This is a genomic window from Mycolicibacterium boenickei, from assembly GCF_010731295.1.
Taxonomy (GTDB): domain Bacteria; phylum Actinomycetota; class Actinomycetes; order Mycobacteriales; family Mycobacteriaceae; genus Mycobacterium; species Mycobacterium boenickei.
Genome location: NZ_AP022579.1, coordinates 1,725,012 through 1,743,460 on the forward strand (window position 1 = coordinate 1,725,012; position 18,449 = coordinate 1,743,460).

General features: G+C 65.0%; 18 protein-coding genes, 3 tRNA genes and 1 pseudogene. 16 read left to right on the plus strand and 6 right to left on the minus strand.

The genetic code is table 11. From position 1 onward, the window contains the following. Positions 1-5 precede the first annotated feature (5 nt). Positions 6-1,931: an amidohydrolase family protein gene (locus G6N57_RS07995; protein WP_077739987.1), complete on the plus strand. Its 1,926-nt coding sequence runs from the start codon at positions 6-8 to the stop codon at positions 1,929-1,931. Between the two features lie 22 nt (positions 1,932-1,953). On the opposite strand, the gene G6N57_RS08000 is transcribed toward G6N57_RS07995, so the two are convergent. Both G6N57_RS08000 and G6N57_RS08005 read right to left on the minus strand, forming a co-directional pair. Then, positions 1,954-3,039, minus strand: a complete 1,086-nt coding sequence (locus G6N57_RS08000; RefSeq protein ID WP_272936932.1) for a sensor histidine kinase — start codon at positions 3,037-3,039, stop codon at positions 1,954-1,956. 10 nt (positions 3,040-3,049) lie between these two features. Further along, positions 3,050-3,745, minus strand: a complete 696-nt coding sequence (locus G6N57_RS08005) for a response regulator transcription factor (protein ID WP_077741831.1) — start codon at positions 3,743-3,745, stop codon at positions 3,050-3,052. A gap of 88 nt (positions 3,746-3,833) precedes the next feature. On the opposite strand from G6N57_RS08005, the gene G6N57_RS08010 reads away from it, so the two are divergent. The 9 genes and pseudogenes from G6N57_RS08010 to G6N57_RS32000 form a co-directional block, all read left to right on the plus strand. Further along, complete coding sequence (locus G6N57_RS08010; protein WP_077739989.1) at positions 3,834-4,358, plus strand: hypothetical protein; 525 nt, start codon at positions 3,834-3,836, stop codon at positions 4,356-4,358. 464 nt (positions 4,359-4,822) lie between these two features. Next, positions 4,823-4,906, plus strand: a tRNA-Leu gene (locus tag G6N57_RS08015). Positions 4,907-4,972: 66 nt separating this feature from the next. Continuing rightward, positions 4,973-5,046, plus strand: a tRNA-Arg gene (locus G6N57_RS08020). An 11-nt stretch (positions 5,047-5,057) separates the two neighbouring features. After that, positions 5,058-5,131, plus strand: a tRNA-Arg gene (locus G6N57_RS08025). Between the two features lie 57 nt (positions 5,132-5,188). Continuing rightward, positions 5,189-5,488: a DUF6317 family protein gene (locus G6N57_RS08030; RefSeq protein WP_077739990.1), complete on the plus strand. Its 300-nt coding sequence runs from the start codon at positions 5,189-5,191 to the stop codon at positions 5,486-5,488. After that, a complete protein-coding gene (locus G6N57_RS08035) occupies positions 5,481-7,232 on the plus strand; it encodes an alpha/beta fold hydrolase (protein WP_234815608.1) in 1,752 nt (583 codons plus the stop codon). Before G6N57_RS08030 ends, G6N57_RS08035 begins: the two co-directional genes overlap by 8 nt. Beyond that, on the plus strand, positions 7,229-7,768 hold the full coding sequence (locus tag G6N57_RS08040) for a lipoprotein LppJ family protein (RefSeq protein ID WP_234815609.1): 540 nt from the start codon (positions 7,229-7,231) through the stop codon (positions 7,766-7,768). Before G6N57_RS08035 ends, G6N57_RS08040 begins: the two co-directional genes overlap by 4 nt. A 494-nt stretch (positions 7,769-8,262) precedes the next feature. Next, positions 8,263-9,741, plus strand: coding sequence for an amino acid permease (locus tag G6N57_RS08045; protein ID WP_234815610.1), 1,479 nt, complete (start codon positions 8,263-8,265; stop codon positions 9,739-9,741). 104 nt (positions 9,742-9,845) lie between these two features. Beyond that, positions 9,846-9,950: pseudogene (locus G6N57_RS32000) on the plus strand (MspA family porin); the annotation flags it as partial. Here the strand turns inward: G6N57_RS32000 and G6N57_RS08050 are convergent. Further along, the gene (locus G6N57_RS08050; RefSeq protein WP_407665977.1) at positions 9,932-11,347 is read right to left on the minus strand and encodes a glyceraldehyde-3-phosphate dehydrogenase; all 1,416 of its coding nucleotides are present in this window, start codon (positions 11,345-11,347) and stop codon (positions 9,932-9,934) included. The pseudogene G6N57_RS32000 and the gene G6N57_RS08050 overlap by 19 nt on opposite strands. Before the next feature lie 218 nt (positions 11,348-11,565). Between G6N57_RS08050 and G6N57_RS08055 the strand changes: the two genes are divergently transcribed. Next, positions 11,566-12,753: a phage tail sheath family protein gene (locus G6N57_RS08055; protein WP_077739993.1), complete on the plus strand. Its 1,188-nt coding sequence runs from the start codon at positions 11,566-11,568 to the stop codon at positions 12,751-12,753. A gap of 34 nt (positions 12,754-12,787) precedes the next feature. Here the strand turns inward: G6N57_RS08055 and G6N57_RS08060 are convergent, their stop codons facing one another. Then, on the minus strand, positions 12,788-13,726 hold the full coding sequence (locus tag G6N57_RS08060) for a L,D-transpeptidase (RefSeq protein ID WP_077741835.1): 939 nt from the start codon (positions 13,724-13,726) through the stop codon (positions 12,788-12,790). A 107-nt stretch (positions 13,727-13,833) separates the two neighbouring features. Here G6N57_RS08060 and G6N57_RS08065 point away from each other — a divergent pair, with 107 nt between their 5' ends. From G6N57_RS08065 to G6N57_RS08080, 4 genes are all read left to right on the plus strand, one after another. Continuing rightward, on the plus strand, positions 13,834-14,577 hold the full coding sequence (locus G6N57_RS08065) for a DsbA family protein (RefSeq protein ID WP_077739994.1): 744 nt from the start codon (positions 13,834-13,836) through the stop codon (positions 14,575-14,577). Next, positions 14,574-15,470: a cytochrome c biogenesis CcdA family protein gene (locus G6N57_RS08070; RefSeq protein ID WP_077739995.1), complete on the plus strand. Its 897-nt coding sequence runs from the start codon at positions 14,574-14,576 to the stop codon at positions 15,468-15,470. The genes G6N57_RS08065 and G6N57_RS08070 overlap by 4 nt, the downstream gene beginning before the upstream one ends. A 124-nt stretch (positions 15,471-15,594) precedes the next feature. Further along, on the plus strand, positions 15,595-15,930 hold the full coding sequence (locus G6N57_RS08075) for a BlaI/MecI/CopY family transcriptional regulator (RefSeq protein WP_234815611.1): 336 nt from the start codon (positions 15,595-15,597) through the stop codon (positions 15,928-15,930). After that, complete coding sequence (locus tag G6N57_RS08080) at positions 15,927-16,865, plus strand: M56 family metallopeptidase (protein WP_077739996.1); 939 nt, start codon at positions 15,927-15,929, stop codon at positions 16,863-16,865. The genes G6N57_RS08075 and G6N57_RS08080 overlap by 4 nt, the downstream gene beginning before the upstream one ends. Before the next feature lie 11 nt (positions 16,866-16,876). Here G6N57_RS08080 and G6N57_RS08085 read toward each other — a convergent pair whose 3' ends face one another. After that, positions 16,877-17,296, minus strand: a complete 420-nt coding sequence (locus G6N57_RS08085; RefSeq protein ID WP_077739997.1) for a DUF5313 domain-containing protein — start codon at positions 17,294-17,296, stop codon at positions 16,877-16,879. A gap of 67 nt (positions 17,297-17,363) precedes the next feature. Between G6N57_RS08085 and G6N57_RS08090 the strand changes: the two genes are divergently transcribed. Continuing rightward, complete coding sequence (locus G6N57_RS08090) at positions 17,364-17,741, plus strand: ArsR/SmtB family transcription factor (protein WP_075919923.1); 378 nt, start codon at positions 17,364-17,366, stop codon at positions 17,739-17,741. On the opposite strand, the gene G6N57_RS08095 is transcribed toward G6N57_RS08090, so the two are convergent. Further along, the gene (locus tag G6N57_RS08095) at positions 17,742-18,428 is read right to left on the minus strand and encodes a DsbA family protein (protein WP_407665966.1); all 687 of its coding nucleotides are present in this window, start codon (positions 18,426-18,428) and stop codon (positions 17,742-17,744) included. Positions 18,429-18,449 lie beyond the last annotated feature (21 nt).

Here is an 18,449-nt window from a genome sequence, read left to right on the forward strand (position 1 = left end):
CACCTTTGAAGTATCTGTCAGTGCTGCTTGCCGTTGTGCTGACAGCCGTGGCGGCCGGGCCCGCGATGAGTTCAGCGGCCGCCGATCCGACGCAGACTCGCTACTCCCTGGTGCACGGCTGCTACACGATCGACACTCCGACCGGACCGCTACTCCCCGCCGCCGGCCCGTACCGGATGCAGGCAACGGCACTCGGAGAGTATCTGCTGTACGGCCGGAACCAGCAGGTGCTCAATGCCTCGGCACGGTCGGTCGATACCACCGCGACGCCATCACTGACGTCGGTCTGGCGCGTAGATGGTTCGGGTGCAACCGGATTCACGCTCACCAATGCCGCGACGAAGCTGAGTGGGTCGGTCACCTTCGTGCCGGCGGCTGGTTGTGCTGACTATCCCGAAGCGGATGACGGGACCACCGGCACCCCCGGATCGAGCGTCGGCCCGGACGGATCGATCGTCGGCACCATCGACCCGCACGTACACGTCACCGCCTACGAATTCATGGGCGGTAACTTCCACTGCGGACGTCCCTTCCATCCCCTCGGCGCCCCATACGCGCTGCCCGACTGCTCGCGGTATCGCACCGGGACCAACGGTCTGGTAGCCAGCTTTCTCGATTACGGCGAGCCGTTTCACGCCTCCGATACCCACGGCTGGCCGACGTTCCGGGACTGGCCCGCGCCGTCCGTGCTCACCACGGAGAACACCTACTGGACCAGTCTCCAGCGGACCTGGAAGGCCGGTCTGCGCATGATGACGGTCGACCTGGTCGACAACGAGTCACTGTGCATGCTGATGACCGATCGCCGAAACAGTTGTAACGACATGGCTTCCGTGCGCACCCAGGCGGCGAGTCTGCGTGCCTTGCAGGACTACGTCGACGCCCAGGCCGGCGGCCCAGGACAAGGTTTCTTCCGCATCGTCACCGATCCGGTGTCGGCGCGTCAGGTCGCCGCATCCGGCAAGCTGGCAGTGGTCCTCGGGATGGAGTTGTCCGACCCGATGGGCTGCGGCGTGATCCTGGGTCAGCCGAAATGCGGTCGCGCCGACGTCGATGGCTGGCTCACCGAGCTCCGGAACCTCGGTGTCACCAGCTTCTTCCCCATCCACAAGTTCGACAATGCCTTCGGCGGCACCAAGATGGACCCAGCGGCAACCGGGCTGCTGGTCAACGCAGGCAACTTCATGCAGACCGGCACATTCTGGAACGTTCAGTCCTGCACCGGGTCCGAAGCCGACAGCACGCAGCTTTCGGTTCCCCTGGCGGGCAATGTCAATCAGTTCCTGGCGCGCCTCGTCGGCCCATTCATCGGCGGCGCGACGCTGCCGCTCTACGCCGACGGACCCCATTGCAATGTCCGCGGCCTCACCGAACTGGGGAGATACCTGGTCAACGCCATGATCGACCGCGGCTTCCTCATCGAGATCGATCACATGGACGAGGTCACGGCAGACCAGGTCATGACCATCATCGAACAACGCCAGTACCCGGGTGTGGTGTCCTCGCACAGTTGGGGTTCTGCTCGCACCATCCAACGTGTCTACGCGGTTGGCGGTTTCGCGACGCCGTATGCCGGCGGGCCCAGCAGCACAATCGGTACATGGCGCCAGGCTCGGGCCATGTACCGGCCGAACCCCGAGTTCGGTTTCGGCTTCGGTTCCGATATGAATGGCCTCGCACCGCAGGGTGGGCCACTCGGCCCAGGCGTCGTCACCTACCCCTTCACTTCGCATGACGGACAGGTGACCTTCGACCGAGAACGCTGGGGCGAGCGCACTTTCGACATCAACACCGACGGCACTGCGACCTACGGCAGCTACGCAGACTGGCTCGAAGCGATCCGGGTGCTCGCCGGTCCCCAGATGATGACCGACATGTTCCACGGCGCAGAGGTGTACCTGCGATTGTGGGCGCGCGTGCGAGGCAGCTGAACGTGAGTCCTTGCCGGGTGCGTCAGTCGTCTCGCGGGAGTCGCACCGTGACGCACAGCCCGCCGGCCGGACGCGGAGTGAGGGTGAGAGTCCCGTCGTGGGCTCGGACGATGCTGTTGACGATTGCCAGGCCCAGGCCGACACCTTCGTGGTGGGAGCGCACCCGTTCGCTGCCGCGTTGAAATGGCTCTACAAGTGTGGAAACCATTGGCGGGGTGAGCTTGTCGCCGGTGTTCTCGACAGAGAGAACCACTGAGGTGGGGTGAACAGCGGTCGTGACCCACACGGTGCCGTGTGCGGGCTGGTTGTGCACGATCGCGTTGTGCACCAGGTTCGTGGCCATCTGCAGCAACAGCGCGGCAGAGCCGGTGGTGGGGGCCACGTCGCCGGTGGTCTTGATGACGATGCCATGTGTCTCCGCCAGCGGCAGCAGCGTTTCCGTGGCTTCTTCGGCGACGAGGGACAGGTCGACGTGCTCTTGAGCGAAGGAGCGTTGATCGGCCCGGCCGAGCAGGAGTAGCGCCTCGGTGAGGTCGATCGCCCGCGCATTGACGGCGTGCAGGCGTTCGAGCAGTTCATCGGTGTCGCGGTCGCGATCTTGGCGGGCCACGTCGAGCAGTGTCTGCGTGATGGCCAAGGGCGTGCGTAGTTCGTGGGAGGCGTTGGCGGCGAATCTCTGTTGTTCTGCGACGTGTGCCTCGAGCCGTTCGAGCATGGTGTCGAAGGCGTCGGCGAGCTCTCGGAGCTCATCTCGCCGACCCGGCAATCGGATTCGGTGCGACAGTGACCCTTTCGAGGCCATCCGGGTGGCGGCCGTGATGCGAGTGAGGGGCGCGAGCATCCGGCCGGCCAGCAGCCACCCTCCCACAAGGCCGAACACCAACAGGAACGCCATCACGACGGCCGCTCTGGGAGCGAAAACGTGCAGGAGTCTGGACCGGATGGGAAAGACGTCATTGGGGAAGGCGATGTCAGTGCTGCCCGGGATGATCATCATCCGGTCTGGCACGTACCGCAGCAGAAACACCCACACGGCGGCGAGCAGCAGGGCACCGGCCAGCATCAGAAACCCGGCGTAGCTCAGGGTGAGTTTCAGACGGAGGCTCAATCCCGGTGTTCTAACCATCGTTTCGTTCCTCGTGTCCGGGGCCGGCGGCAGTGACGATGCGGTAGCCGACGCCGGGCACCGTCGCGATGATCCACGGTTCGCCGAGACGTTTGCGCAGCGCGGAAACCGTGATCCGTACCGCGTTGGTGAACGGGTCGGCGTTCTCATCCCACGCCCGTTCGAGAAGCTCTTCGGCACTGACGACACCACCTTCGGCGGCGACGAGAACCTCGAGTACCGCGAACTGCTTCCGGGTGAGGGCGACATAGCGGCTGTCGCGGTACACCTCACGGCGGAACGGGTCGACCCGCAGGCCCGCGATCTCGCGCACCGGCGGTCTGCTCTGGACGCGCCTGCGGTCGAGCGCCCGCAAGCGCAGCACGAGTTCGCGCAGTTCGAATGGCTTGGTCAGATAGTCGTCCGCACCGAGTTCAAATCCCGAGGCCAAGTCATCGAGCCGATCTGCAGCGGTCAGCATCAGTATCGGTGTACCGCTGGCTGAGGCGACGATCCGTTCGGCGATCTCGTCGCCCGAGGGACCTGGAATGTCGCGGTCGAGTACGGCGATGTCGTAGGCGTTGATGCTCAACAACTCCAGCGCGGTATTCCCGTCCCCGGCGATGTCGGCGGCGATCGCCTCCAAGCGCAGGCCGTCGCGGATCGCCGTTGCCATGTAGGGCTCATCTTCAACGACCAACACACGCATGCTCTCCAAGCTACGAGCTCGGACATATCGTCGGCATATCGAAATTCGCATACGCGCTGACAACACCACCGGGCCTTGACTGGCGGCCATGACAAACAACTCAGCACATACCCGACGCCCGCTCGTCACTCTCACGCTCGCCGTATTCATCGGCTCGGCCGGTTTGGCCGCCGCCGGCCAAGCTGTCGCAGACCCGGCCGGTCAGGAACAGGCGACGAAGTACTCCGAGTGCATGCGAGCCAACGGTGTCGCAGACTTCCCTGATCCGAACGCGGAAGGACAAATTCGATACGGAGGAATCTCCGTATCGAAGGCCACGTGGCAGAACGCAGTCGACGCATGTGCGAACCTGCAGCCGGCCGGCTGGTCGACCGACGCAGGCCGCACTCCCGCACAGCAAGACGCGGCACTCAAATTCGCCCAGTGCGTGCGCGACCACGGCGTGCCCGACTTCCCCGACCCGGCTTCTGCACGTGATCCGCTCATCGACACCTCGAAGATGCGTGGCGACGTGAGCGCGAGCAGCATTCCCGAGCTGAAGCCGGCGGTGGAGGCTTGCCACTCCTTCATTTCCGCCGCGCTTCCTCCTGAGGGGACTGGCCGGCCGGGCTGACAACGAAGTCGTTGAAAGGATCGCTGAGCCCAAAAGGCTCAGCGATCCTTTCGTCCTGAAAATTCGCTGGGACCTGTGGAAATGCGGTGTTACCGTGACGGCGTGAACAGGTGCTGCCACGGCTATGAGCCGCTCGCCGGGATGCGCGACGCATCCGCGGCGAGTTTGTGGCGCCGACGAGTGGGTGTATGCCCCGGCCAGAAGCAAAGGCCCGAGGAACAATCTCACAAATCTCTCAACTTCGCTGTTGTCCCTGGCAGGAACGTCGCCTGACGTTGCTGTAGTTCGTTGCGCCCAATTACCTTGGTGTGCAACGGATTAGCGAGAAAGATGCGCTCGACATTCGCATCTGCCGCAACGCATGCTGTTCTCGGCAACGCGCTCCAGCGCACTTGCGCCGCCCGACGTGCCAGGTGAAATCGCCTGTCGTGCGTGCACTTTGAAAATTGAACGATGTGACATCCGCGCTCGTGGCGGAACTGGAAGACGCGCCTGGCTCAAACCCGGGTGCCCACATGGGCATGCAGGTTCGACTCCTGCCGAGCGCACGAAACGTAGTACATGCGGCGCCGCTAGCTGAGTTGGGATAGCACCAGACTCTCGATCATGTCCATGCCCCTGTAGCTCAATCGGACAGAGCACCGTCCTCCGACGGCGAAGGTTGGCGGTTCGAATCCGTCCAGGGGCGCGGCACGCGAAGCCCGCGTAGCTCAAATGGAGAGAGCGCCTGTTTACGAAGCAGGAGGTTGCTGGTTCGAGTCCAGCCGCGGGTGCAACGCGCCCCAGAATTAGTGCATCGTGGCCCTCTGGAGTGGCTTTACGCTCTATCTATGTCGGCAAACCTGCGAGTGGCCCCCGCCCAGCTGTCCACAGCGGCGACGGCGCAGGCTGAAGTCGCTGCCGCGGTCTCATCGCTCGGTGCCGGGCAATCGATGGCCAGCGCAAGCAGCGGCGTTTCCGACCTGGCCACCGGCGCCGCCTGCAGTTTTGTGGCGTCGGCGCTCGACAAAGCCACCACAACGGTGAACGACGAGTTGACCATGCACAAGGACCGGTTGATGGCCGCGGCCGAGCGGTACCGACAAGGCGACGAGGAGTTCGGCCGCCGCATCCGGCGGATCGGTGGCTGACGCCGCGCCGGCGGGAGCGCCGGTCACGATTCCGCAGGTCGAGGCGTCGCAGCCCGGCAACCTGGTGCAGGCAGGTGCGGAGATGGGGCAGAAAGCCACGGCGCTCGGTACCCAGATCGAGCAGCATCAAAAGGGTCTGCAGACATTGCACGCCGGGTGGCAGGGGTCCGCATCTGACGCCGCGCAGTCCAAGTCGACGGCGACGGTGCAGCGGATGCGACAACTGCAGCAAGCCCTCACCCGGACGCAGACGATCATGCAGGAGGGCGGCAGTCAGCTCGCCCAGACCCGCACCAGCCTTCTGCAGACCGTCAGCAGCCTGACGGCACAGGGCTGGCAGGTCGGTCCTGACGGTTCCGTCTCGGTCCGCCCGGGCTCGACGCTGGAGCAGTACGGAAAGATCAGCCCGGCCAACTCCGCGCAGTTGCAGGCGTTGGCGGCCAGCAACGCGGCGAACGTGAAGACCATGCTGGCCAACTTCGACACCGCGGATCGGCAGCTGGGCCAGAATCTGCGCGGCGCCGTCAGCGCCCTGGATTCGCCGATGCAAACCTTCGGTCCCGGTGGAATTCCCGCACCGGAGAGCCCGAAAGATGCCGGCCCTCAGATCCCGGAAGGCAAGGACCCCAAGGAAGTCAAGAAGTGGTGGGACGCGCTGAGCAAGGATGACCGGGAGCGGCTGCTGCGTGAGCAGCCCGAGAAGCTCGGCAACCTCAACGGCATCCCAGTCGCCGACCGCAGCACCGCCAACAAGGCAGTGATGGACGCCGACATCGCCCGCGTGGAAAATGCCACGGAGGCTCTGTCGCAGCAGGAGATGACCCGTTACTACAACGCGCTGAAAGTGCGTGAGGGGCTCGCCCACAACGCCGACAGCACCGATGCGCCCACCTATCTCTACGTGTACGAACCGGAGGCCTTCAACGGCCAAGGCAGAGCGGCGATTTCGATCGGCGATCCCGATTCGGCCGACAACACCACGGTGGTGGTGCCCGGAACCAGCCACAGTGTTTCAGAGGGATGGTTGAGCAGCGACGACGCCGCCAACGTGTACACCGAAACTCAGCGCGCCGATCCGACCAAGAGCAACGCCGTGGTGGCCTGGATGGGTTACAACGCTCCCGACAGCCTGACCGACCTGCAGGTCGGACAGGTCGGCAACGCCCGCGAGGGTGGGGCGTTGTTGTCCTCGGACGTCAACGCGCTCTCGGTGACCAACCACGGTGACTCCCATGTCACGGTGATCGGTCATTCCTACGGCTCGACCACCGTGGCCGACGCCGCTGCCGGCTACGGCATGCGCGTCGACGATGTGGTGCTGATCGGTTCTCCCGGAACTGATTTGGCCAAGAGTGCCGCCGATTTCCACTTGCCCGAGAACGGGCACGTGTACGTGGGCGCGGCCTCCACCGATCCGATCACCCATCTGGGTGGCGACAACAACCAGGTGCACATCCCCGGCACCGGCGTCACCATCGGGCTGGGCACCGACCCGGCCGACGACGACTTCGGGTCAACCCGGTTCAAGGCCGAGGTGGAAGGCTGGACCTTGCCGTGGAAGGACCACAGCGGCTATCTGGTCCCGGGGAGCGAATCACTGTTCAGTATCTCCGATATCGCCTCGGGGCATGGCGATGCGCTGGAGCATGATGGGATGACGGCTGGTCATAGAAGGCAAGTTCTCGGAGTGGAGATCGACCCGGAGTCCTGGCGGATCCCGACGGGCGGTCACCGTCACCAATGAGCGCCAATGAACGCAGGGAAAAGGTCAGCGTGCGAGCGAATCTGTTCATCGCGGTGGGCCTGGCGGTCGCCGCTCTCACCTCAGGATGTGATGCCGTGAGTTCCAAGAGCAACGGGGTTTCGGACCCGCTCACGCCCGAGCAGTCCAAGGCCCAGGTGGTCGACGCTGCTCGCGAGATCGTGCAGACCCTGAAACTCGATGCCTCGGCGGTGGTGTTCCGGCGCTCCTCGTGCAATGACCAACATGAAGCGCCGTTCCGTGGCGTGGTCAGGATCAAATACCCGTTGGCGCCCAGTTTCGAAGCCTCTGGCAGCGAGGTCGAACAGATGGTGCAGCAGTTGAAGTCCAACGGGTGGGGTGAGGACACGGACTTCAAGACGCACGCCAGTAGCCTTGCCAAGAACAAGGTGGTCGCGGTCTTCAACCCCCAAGCCAAGGGGACCGTGAATCGATCGATCGAACTCTACGGTGAGTGCCGCGACGTCACCACGACGAAGGACACCGCCGGCACGACGGAGCAGATCGACCTCAACTAGCCACGCTGCAAGGTGCCTACACCCTGTGACGTTGGGTGCGCGGGTCACGATGGCAGAGTGTCAACGATTTCACCGGATTCGTTACATTGCGTAATCCGGGCCGGACCGCCGAGCGGCCTAGAGTCTGCGCTGTGCGCGATGACGTAAGGGACCGCGCACCGCAAGAGTGTCTCAGTTCGTCTGCAGAGGTTGCTTCATGAGTGGTGTTTTCGAGCGGCTGGCAACTGCCATGTACATAGCGATGACGGCAGCGTTTTTAGGTTTGGCGTTCTCGGCTCTCATCGCGGTCCTTATCGCGGCCGCCCCTCTCAAGCTCTTGAGTTCTTGGCGTTGATCTACAAACCAGCGTGATCTGTAACGGGTCACGCCGTCGGTCGCCGGCGCGACGTTAGACATTCGCACAAAATCACCGAAGCAGGATGTGCCTCAGTGCGGCTGTTGGTGAGTCTTGGCGCTCGTCAGGATGAGTCCACTTCAGCCTCAAGGAGGAACCGGTGGTACTTGGCAGCCCGGAGCGCATTGCCGACGGTGCGGGGACTCCGCCCCGCGCGAATAACGACGACATCCTCAATCGCGGCTTCAGCTTCCGGGCTGCTCTGTCGCTGGCGTTCGCCGACATCTCCCCGATCGTCGCCCTGTATGCGATCTTCGCGCTTGGCCTGTTCGCAGCCGGGCCACGATTCTTCTGGGCCTTCCCCATCGTGCTGTGCGGACAGTTGCTTGTCGCGTTGGTCTTCGGCGAGCTGGCGTCCCGATTCCCCTACGCCGGCAGTGTCTACCAGTGGGCACGGCACGCCAAAGGCACGACCTGGGGCTGGACGGCGGCGTGGGCCTACATCTGGGGCCTGATGCTGACGCTGTCCACGATGGCCTATGCCGCAGCGGGATTCATTCTCGAGGTGTTCGGTGTCAGCTCACCCGACCGGTGGTTGCTCAGTGCGGTGGCGATCGGCGTCATCAGCTTCACCACGGCCGCCAATATGATCGGCCGGCAGGTCCTCAAGGTCATGATCGTCGCGAGCATCATCTGCGAGATCGTCGGCTCTGTCGTGCTGGGCACCGTGCTGCTGCTCTTCCACCGCGTCAACCCGGTCTCGACGCTCTTCGAGGGTCTCCCGGGCGACCACGAAAGCATGTTGAGCACGATGCTGGTCGCGGTGGCCTTCGTGGGCTGGGCGTTCCTGGGCTTCGAGTCGGCCGGTTCGATCGCCGAGGAAGTGGAGAACCCGGAGCGCAATGTGCCCAAGGCGATCGTCTTCGCGCTGCTGCTGGTCGGCGTCATCGTGATGTACTCCGCGGCCGCGGTCATCCTCGCCATCCCTGACATGTCGGCGGTACTCACCGAGCAGAGTGGTGACCCGGTGTCTGCGACCCTGACCGCGCAGCTCGGGGCGTCGATTGCCAAGCCGCTGCTGCTGATGTTCGTCATCGGCTTCATGTCGGCCTGCCTGGCGGTGCAGTCGGCGGTGTCCCGTGCCGTCTACGGGATGGCCCGCGACCGTGCCCTGCCAGGTGCCGCGGTGCTGTCGAAGCTCGCCGGTCCCGAGCGGATGCCGGTCCGGGCGATCGGTCTGACGGCGGTGGTCGCCGCGGCGTTCCTGCTGTTCGCCGGCTCGGATCTCTACAACGTTCTGGTCAACTTCTCGGTGATGGGTCCATACATCGCGTTCGCGGTACCCGTCTTCGCCGCAGCGCTGACCCGGTTGGCCGGGCACTGGGTTCCCGGCGCCTTCACCCTGGGGCGTTGGGGTGCACCGGTCACCTACGCGGCGGCGGCTTGGCTGGCCTTCGAGGTCGTCAATGTGCTGTGGCCGCGCACGCAGCCCGGGCAACCGTGGTTCGTCAATTGGAGCATGGTCATCTCACTGGTGAGCCTCGGCATCTTGGGGGCAGTCGTCTACACGAAATGCCGGGACCGGATCACCGTGCCCGTCGGCGAACGGATCGAGGCCACTGACAACCCGGAGCCCTGACGGGACCGGAGGTTGACTGACGACGCCCTGGCGGGCAACCCGCTGGGGCGTTGTTCGCATGACGATTGCGTCGTGTTGAGTGTCCGCAGCACGGCGCGTTCGGTATCAAGGTCGATGGCTGCGTTGGCCAGTGTCTGCGGTCATTCGCAGAGCCGACCAGCGCAGCCCCGTCCCAAGATGTCGTCGCCTACTACGGAGTGACCAAGACCGTCTGGTCCACGTCCGCTCGAATCTGCGGGTACGTCGGGTACTCGATGCCCGACAGGTACTGCACCGTGCGCACGACCTGGGACGAGTAGCCGAATTCGTTGTCGTACCAGACGTAGAGGATCACGTTGTCTTCGTCGACGATCGTCGCGTTGGCGTCGATGATGCTGGCCGCGCGGGAACCGATGAAGTCGCTAGAGACGGCGTCGGTCGCCGCGGTGTAGTCGAGGTTGCGGCTCAACGGTCCCGACAGGGACGCCTGGCGCAGGTACTCCAGGGCCTCTTCCTTGGTGGTCGGGCGGTGCAGCTGCATGTTCAGGATCGCCACCGAAACGTCCGGGGTGGGCACTCGGATCGAGCTGCCGCTGATCTTGGCCTTCAGGTCCGGCATGGCCTTGGCGACCGCGGAGGCCGCACCGGTTTCGGTCAGGACCAGGTTGAACGGCGCCGACCGGCCGCGGCGGTCGGCGTTGTGGTAGTTGTCCAGCAGGTTCTGGTCGTTGGTGAACGAGTGCACGGTCTCCACGTGGCAGCGGGCGATGCCGTACTCGTCGTCCATCGCCTTGAGCGGCGGAACGATCGCATTGGTGGTGCAGGACGCACACGAGAAGATCTGCTGTTCGAGGTCGAGGGTGCGGTGATTGACCCCGTGCACGATGTTCGGCACGTCGCCCTTGCCCGGGGCGGTCAGCAGGACCTTCGCGATGCCGGGGCGAAGGTGCTTGGACAGGCCGTCGCGATCGCGCCACTTGCCGGTGTTGTCGATCAGGATCGCGTTGTCGATGCCGTACTCGGTGTAGTCGACGCTTGCCGGGTCGTCACTGTGGATGAACTTGATGACGTTGCCGTTGGCGATGAGGCTGTTGGTCTCGGTGTCGACCTTGATCGTGCCGTTGAACTGGCCGTGTACCGAGTCGCGGCGCAGCAGCGACGCCCGCTTGGCCAGGTCGCCCTCGCCGTTGCTGCGGATCACCACGGCGCGCAGGTTCAGGCCGTTCCCGGAGCCGGCCTTCTCGATGAGCAGGCGCGCGACGAGCCGGCCGATGCGGCCGAAGCCGTAGAGCACCACATCCCGCGGCCCCTGGGGTTCGCTCTTGTGTTCGCCGGTCACGTCGCTGAGCACCTGCGCGGTGAACTCGGGCACCGACAATCCCTCATCGCTGGCGCGGTAGGCCATGATCAGCAGCCCGAGGTCGATCTTCGACGGACCCAGGTCCAGGTCGGCCAGCGCCTGCAGGAAGGGGAAGGTCTCCTCGACCGACAGTTCGTCACCGCCCACCTGGCGGGCGAACCGGTGGGTCCGCAGGATGCTGATGACAGACTTGTTCACCAGCGAGCGGCTGTGCAGCAGGACTGTCACGCCCTTCGCCCGGTACAGGGTTCCGATGATCGGGATCATCGCCTCCGCGAGTGCTTCTTGGGCATTCCAGTGGGCGAGTTCTGGCGAGTTCAAATCAAGCGTCCTGTGGGTCGGTGTGGGCTGGCCCCTCGGATGAGTAGCGCATCGATGGTAACGATTGTCGGATTTCACAAAACGCCCTGGTAGTGCGGTGAGATCGGCAGTGGCGCAGGTCACAGGTGGAATGATCGGGTGCGGAGGGGCCGAAGGGGATTCTCATGCCAGGGTTGCAGCAACCTCCCGGTACCGATATCGGGGAGACCGGAGGTGGGGCTCGCGGGGTCACCGGGGTGCCGACATCGATCTGCGCATTCGTGGGGAGCGCGCCGCAGGGCCCGGTCGAAGAACCGGTGCGGGTCACCTCGTTTGCCGAGTTCGACGGCGTTTTCGGGGGACTGTCCGACCGCAGCGGTCTGGGATATGCCGTGCGGGATTTCTTCTTCAACGGCGGCGAATCCGCGATCATCGTCCGCCTGGTCGCGGGCGGCTTGGACGGCAGCGCCCTCGCGGAGCACGACTATGTCGGGGCTGGATTTCACGATGCCGCAAAAGGCATCTACGCATTGGACAAGGCTGACCTCTTCAATCTGCTGTGCCTGCCGCCGGCAACCCCGGACGGCGACCTGCCGGCGAACGTCTGGGCGGCCGCGCTCACCTATTGCGTTCAACGCCGAGCCTTCCTGCTCGTGGATCCGCCGGCCGCGGCGACGGTGAGCACCGTCGCGGGCTGGCCGGCCGCCCGGGGACTGACGGGCGACGCAGCCCGCAACGGCGCGATCTACTTCCCGCGGATTCGACGGCCCGATCCGCTGCGCAACGGCGCGGTCGGGGACTTCGCGGCCTGCGGCGCGGTGGCCGGGGCGATCGCCCGGACCGATGCCGACCGAGGGGTCTGGAAAGCGCCGGCCAATGTCGCGCTGGCCGGGGTCACCGGATTGACCGTGGCCGTCAGTGACGTACAGAACGGCACCCTCAACGCCGCGGGGGTCAACTGCCTGCGGACGTTGCCCGGTGCGGGCCCGGTGGTATGGGGTGCCCGCACGCTGCGGGGCACCGACGCCGTGGTTGACCAGTTCAAGTTCGTCCCGGTGCGACGGCTGGCGCTCTACCTCGAAGAGTCGGTGTACCGCGGAACCCAATGGGTGGTGTTCGAGCCCAACGACGAACCGCTGTGGGCACAGATCCGATTGAGTGTCGGCGCATTTCTGCGCGACTTGTACAGGCAAGGCGCGTTTTCGGCGCCCACCGACCGCGACGCCTACTTCGTGAGCTGCGGCCGCGACACCATGACGCAAGACGACATCGACCACGGCCTGGTCAGCATCACGGTGGCTTTCGCGCCGCTGAGGCCCTCGGAGTTTGTGATGATCAGGATTCAACATCGGGCAGGGGACCCGACAGGTTAGGCCGCACGCGTGCGTTCGTCTCGCGCGTACACCGTCATCGCAGGGCGCTGCCCTCGAGCCACTTTTCCCACGTGACGCTCCAGTCGCCGTTCTGCCAGATCGGCAATGGCTCCCCGCCGGTGTTGCGTACTTCGAAGACATCTCCGGGTTGGGAGAATTCGTAGAACCACCGGCTGTTGTCGGCGTTGACGTTGAGGCAGCCGTGCGACGTGTTCGTCTTGCCTTGCGCCCAGATCGTGCTGTCGAGTTGGTGGACGTAGATCCCGCTGTTGGTGAGCCGTACCGCATTGTTGACGGTCACCTTGTACCCGAGTCGTGAATCGACAGGAAGCCCGTAGGTGGAGGAGTCCATGACGACGGTGTCGGCTTTGTCCATCACCGTGTAGACGCCGGGCTGGGTCCAGAACGAAATCGTCTTACCTGCAACGGTTTCTGATCCGCCCATACCCATGGATGTCGGAATGGTGCGGACCAGCTCGTCATTGCGGTAGACGCGGATCTGCTTGGTCGCGTCGTCGGCGATGGAGACGTGGGATTCTCCGATGCGGAAAGTAACGGCGCCATCCGTGCTTTGGCTGCTCCCGGACGCGACGACCTCGGTGCCCGGGCGGTAGTAGCTCTGCGGTCGCCAGTGGGCGCGCTGGTTGTCCATCCAGTACCAGGAGCCATCAACCGGCGGAACGGTCTTGACGGACAGCTGTTTCTCTGCGGCAGCGCGGTCGGCAACCGGTCCGTCGAAGTGGGCCACGATGACGGTGCCGACACCGTAGGTCCCGCCGTCGACCAGCTTGGCGCCTGACGTCGTGGTGAAGTTGACCTGCGCCTTCTCGCTTGAAGTGGCCAATGTGTAGGCGGCGCGGTGGGCGGAGGGGGCCTGGGAGGGCCACGCGCTCGCGCCGAAGGTGGCGACAAGGATCAGGGCGAGTACCGAGAGGATTGGTGCTGCCCTCTTGTGGGGTGAACTCGCCGACATGCCGGGGTCTCCCATCTGTTCCTGCGCGCTGGTGACGCGGTGTGCTAGAACGGAATACGTAGCTACGGCGTAGCTACGTAGGTTTGAGGCTAGCATGGAGGTGCGCAGTGGGTGGACGGCGAGAGAATGTCAACAGGGACCTCATCTTCATCGGAGGACTCGTTGTCATTGCGGCTGCGCTGATTGCCTACCTGCTGATACGTCCGGACAACGACGCGGTCTCCGCCGCACCCGCCGCAGGCACTTCGGTGACATCTCTGTCCGACGCCGATGCGTCTGGCGGCAGCGTCGATGGACGACGGCCTCCCGTGGAGCGTCGCCAGGCGGGTGACCCCCTTGCGTTGGGCGCACCCGACGCGCCAGTGGCACTGGTGGTGTTCTCCGACTATCGATGCCCGTTCTGCGCCAAGTTCAGCCGTGACATCGAGCCCGAGCTCGTCAAGCGCTACGTCGATGCGGGTCGACTCCGCATCGAGTGGCGCGACTTCCCGATCTTCGGCCCGCAGTCGATGTCAGCGGCACGTGCCGGACGTGCGGCAGCCGAACAGGGCAAGTTCTGGGAGTTCAACCGAGCCGTCTACGCCGCCGCGCCGGAGCGGTCGAAGGCAGACCTGACAGACGAGGCCCTGATCGAGTTCGCAAGGAAGGCAGGCGTTCCCGATATCGGCAGATTCACCGCCGGCATGCGCGGAAACACCTTTGACTCCGCCATCAACGCCGATCTGGCGCGGGGCACGGCGATCGGCGTGCCCAGCACACCGGCGTTCCTGATCAACGATGTGCCGATGCTCGGCGCGCAGCCCACCGAAGATTTCGTCCGCGCCATCGACGGTGCCCTGGCCGCCCGATGAGCGGCATCGGTCTACTGGGAGCCTTCCTCGGTGGGTTGGCTTCCCTGCTCAGTCCCTGTTCGGCCCTGCTCCTGCCGTCGTTCTTCGCCTACGCCTTCGATCGGGCGCACCTGTTGATCCGCCGCACGCTCGTGTTCTGGGTGGGACTCTGCGCGGTGTTGGTGCCCCTGGGGGCCGGTGTTGGGATGCTGGGCAGCGCGGTCACGCGTTATCGGAGTGAAATGACCGTGATCGGTGGGCTGGTGCTGATCGCGTTCGGGTTGATGACGTTGCTGGGCAAGGGATTCGGTCTCTCATTCGTGCAACGGGCGATGGGGCGGATCAACATTTCCGGCTCCGTCTCGGTATTCGTGCTGGGAGCTGTGTACGGACTGGCCGGCTTCTGCGCCGGTCCACTGCTCGGCGCGGTCCTGACCATGTCGGCCATGGGTGCGGACCCGGCCTATGGGGCACTGCTGATGGCCGTCTACGCACTGGGGATGGCGGCGCCGTTGTTCCTGCTCGCATGGTTGTGGGACCGCTTCAACCTGTCGAAGCGGACCTGGCTCCGGGGGCGACCGGTGCGTCTCGGCCCGCTGCAGACACACACCACCTCCCTGCTCACCGGGGCGGCGTTCATCGTGCTCGGTGGGATGTTCCTGTTCACCGACGGCACCGCGAATCTCGGTGGCGTGCTTTCCGTCGACGCGCAGTACGACCTGCAGGTGTGGCTGGGGCGACTGTCGTCCAGCGTCGGCGACGCCTGGCTGATCTTGGGCGTGGTGGTGGCACTCATCCTGTGGCGGTCAATTCGATTGTGGCGGCGGCGTACCCGTACGCGAACCGGCGTTGCGGAGTCTGACGACGTGGGCGTCGGTTCCCGGGCCACCGGGATCGGGAGCACGACGCAATGAGCGGAGCAGCTACTATCGCGCTACATAGGTTTGACGCGCGAGGCCGGAACACGGTGCCGGCATACCTTGGCGGGCGGTAATGGTTATGGGAATAACGGGATTTGGCGATCTCGAAGCTGTGGTGATGGAAGTGCTCTGGTCACGTACCGAGCCGTCCACGGTACGCAGCGTGCACGATGAGCTCGTCACCAAACGTCAGATCGCCTACACCACGGTCATGTCGACGATGGACAACCTGTTTCGCAAGGGCTGGCTGCAGCGGGAGAAGGTCGGTCTGGCCTACAGCTATCGGCCGGTGATGAGCCGCGAGGAACACTCCGCGCAGCTCATGCGCACCGTGTTCGAGTCCGGTGGTGACAGCGAGCTGATCCTCAACTTCTTTCTCGAGCAGATCGTCGACGACGACTCGACCAAGCTGCGGCAGGCGCTCAAGCGGTTCACCGAGGGGCGGTCACGATGAACGCGGTCACGTTTCTCCTCGGCTATGCGATGGCGTTGAGCTGGTTGGCTCCGGTGTTGTTCACCGGCCGGATCTCGGCCGGCATTCATCCGAGGCTTTCGGTGGCAAGCTGGTTGGTGGTCGTGGCGACCGCGTCATTCGCCTGGGTGGCGGCGCTGGTGATCCTGATCGTGGGTGCCGCCCACAGCCTGATCACGCGCAGCGCACCGACGTTCTGCGTCGAGACATTGGGGATCGCCAGCGCGGTGACGCTACCGCCCACCGTGGCCACGGTTTTGGTCGTCGCACTGCTCGCAGTCACTGCCGCGGTGGCGACCAACACCACCCGCCGTGTGATCGTCACGTTGTACAAGACGCGGCGCGCCAATCGCCGACACGTGGAAGCGGTCCGGATCATCGGCAGGCCCACCGACCACCCCGGCGTCGTCGCCATCACCGCCGGCCAACCGACGGCCTACTGCGTATCCGGTGGCCGGCAGCGCGCGATCGTCGTCACGACCGCCGCCCTGGAGTTGCTGAATCCACCGGAGCTGGCCGCGGTCCTGGCCCACGAGCGGGCACACCTGCGCGGCCGTCATCACCATGTCATCGCGATCCTGGGTACCCTCGCCGCGGCGTTGCCGCGGCTTCCCCTGATGCGGGCGGCTGCGCGGTCTGTACCGGTCCTACTAGAGATGTGTGCCGACGATGCGGCCAGCCGCAGGCACGGCCGTGAGCCGCTGCTGGCCGGTCTCGTCACGTTGAGCACCCGGCTGCGCCTGCCCGACGGTGTGCTCGCCGCCGCCGGTACCGCGGTGACCGATCGGGTCACCCGCCTCATGCAACCCCGGCGGTCGATTCGGTGGCATCCGCAGTCGCTGACGATGTTGCTCATCATCGCCGGGACTGCCGCTGCCCCGGCCTTCGCGCTCACGTTGTGCGCGCTCCAGCCGTAATCGGATCGCGGTCAGATATCGCCGCTGCTGCTCGGCCCGGTGCGGGGGCCGTAGCGTTCGGCATACGCCTGGTGGATATGCGCGTTCTTCTTGCGTGACAGCTCGTCGAGCAGGGCCGGGTTCAGGCCGTGCTTGACGAGCATGTGACGACGCCACACCTTGTTCAGCGCGTGGGAGAAGTACACGAACGGGATGAAGATGGGCACCGTCATGCTGGCGTGCAGGTAGAGCGACATCGGGATGAACCAGATCGGTGCCAGGACGAGGATCGCCGGGATCGCGACGCGAACCATCATCCGGATGGTGGCGCCCGGACCCGCCAGGTCGTTGGCCACCCAGTCGCGCATCGAGTCGGGTAGCCGCTTGCCGTAGCAGTACCCGATGTACTGCAGTGGGCCCGGTTTGGTGCGTGGGGCTTGGCCGGTGGGCATTGCTGAAGGGTAACGGTCGCTATGATGGATTGCGAATTTCATCAATCCGTCAATCATTGGGGCAGTGGTGACCGACAGCGTCCTGGATGGTCCCGAGCGGCCGTTGTACGAGATCAAGGCCAATCTGTTCAAGGCGTTGGCGCACCCGGCGCGGATCCGGGTGCTGGAGATCTTGTCCGTGAGCCAGGAACCCACTCCGGTCAGTGCGATCCTGGCTGCCACCGATATCGAGCCGACCCTGCTGTCCCAGCATCTCGCGGTCCTCAAGCGTCATCACGTGGTCAGTGGGCATCGCGTCGGCAATGCGGTGTACTACACGCTCGCACACCCGAAGATCGCCGAACTGCTCCGCATCGCCCGCACCTTCCTGGCCGACACCCTCGCGGCCCAGCACGATCAGCTCGAGGCCGTCGGCTCGCTGCCGCCGATCGGAACCGCTCGATAGTCAGCGCGGCAGGCGATCGAGCCAATCGGAGTTTCCGTCGACCGATTCGCCATCGATGACCACCATCGGCACCCCGGAGTCGGGGAGGGCCCGCAGCAGCGGCAGGTTGTTGGCGGCGATGGCATGCCCGTCGAAGGGGACGGGCAGCCCCAGCTTGATCATGTCCTGCGCTGACGGCGGCGCGCCTGCGCGATCGGCCAGCCCGGCGAGTTGATCGTTGCTCAGATCGGTCGAGCCTTTCTCCTTCGGCTGCTGATCGGCGGAGAAGATCTGCTCGATGAACTGCCAGGTGACGTCGCTCGATTTCGAGTGATCAGCGACGATGAACGCGGCGTAGATCGCGCGGCTGTCGTAAGTTCCACTGGCCGAGTACTTTTCGAGAAAATTGACCAGCCGCAGGTTGATGTGGAGCTGTCCTGCCTCGATGCGGCGGCCGATCTCGGCGCCCTGCTCGCGGACCATCTTCCCGCTGTATGGGCAGAGCGGATCCAGGTACAGGTCGATCTGTCCCGGGGCGGCCGGGTCGCCGAGGGAGAGCGCATCCCCGGCCGGTGACGCCTCCGCCGCGTACGCGCGTCCGGCGCCGGGCCCCCACACCAGAACCGACGCCAGCAGGCCCAACATCACCGCGATGGCAATCGAGGTACTCGTCGGCCGGTGCGCGGATCTGGTTCGTGTGTGGCTCATGGGCTCCATGATGTCTGAACG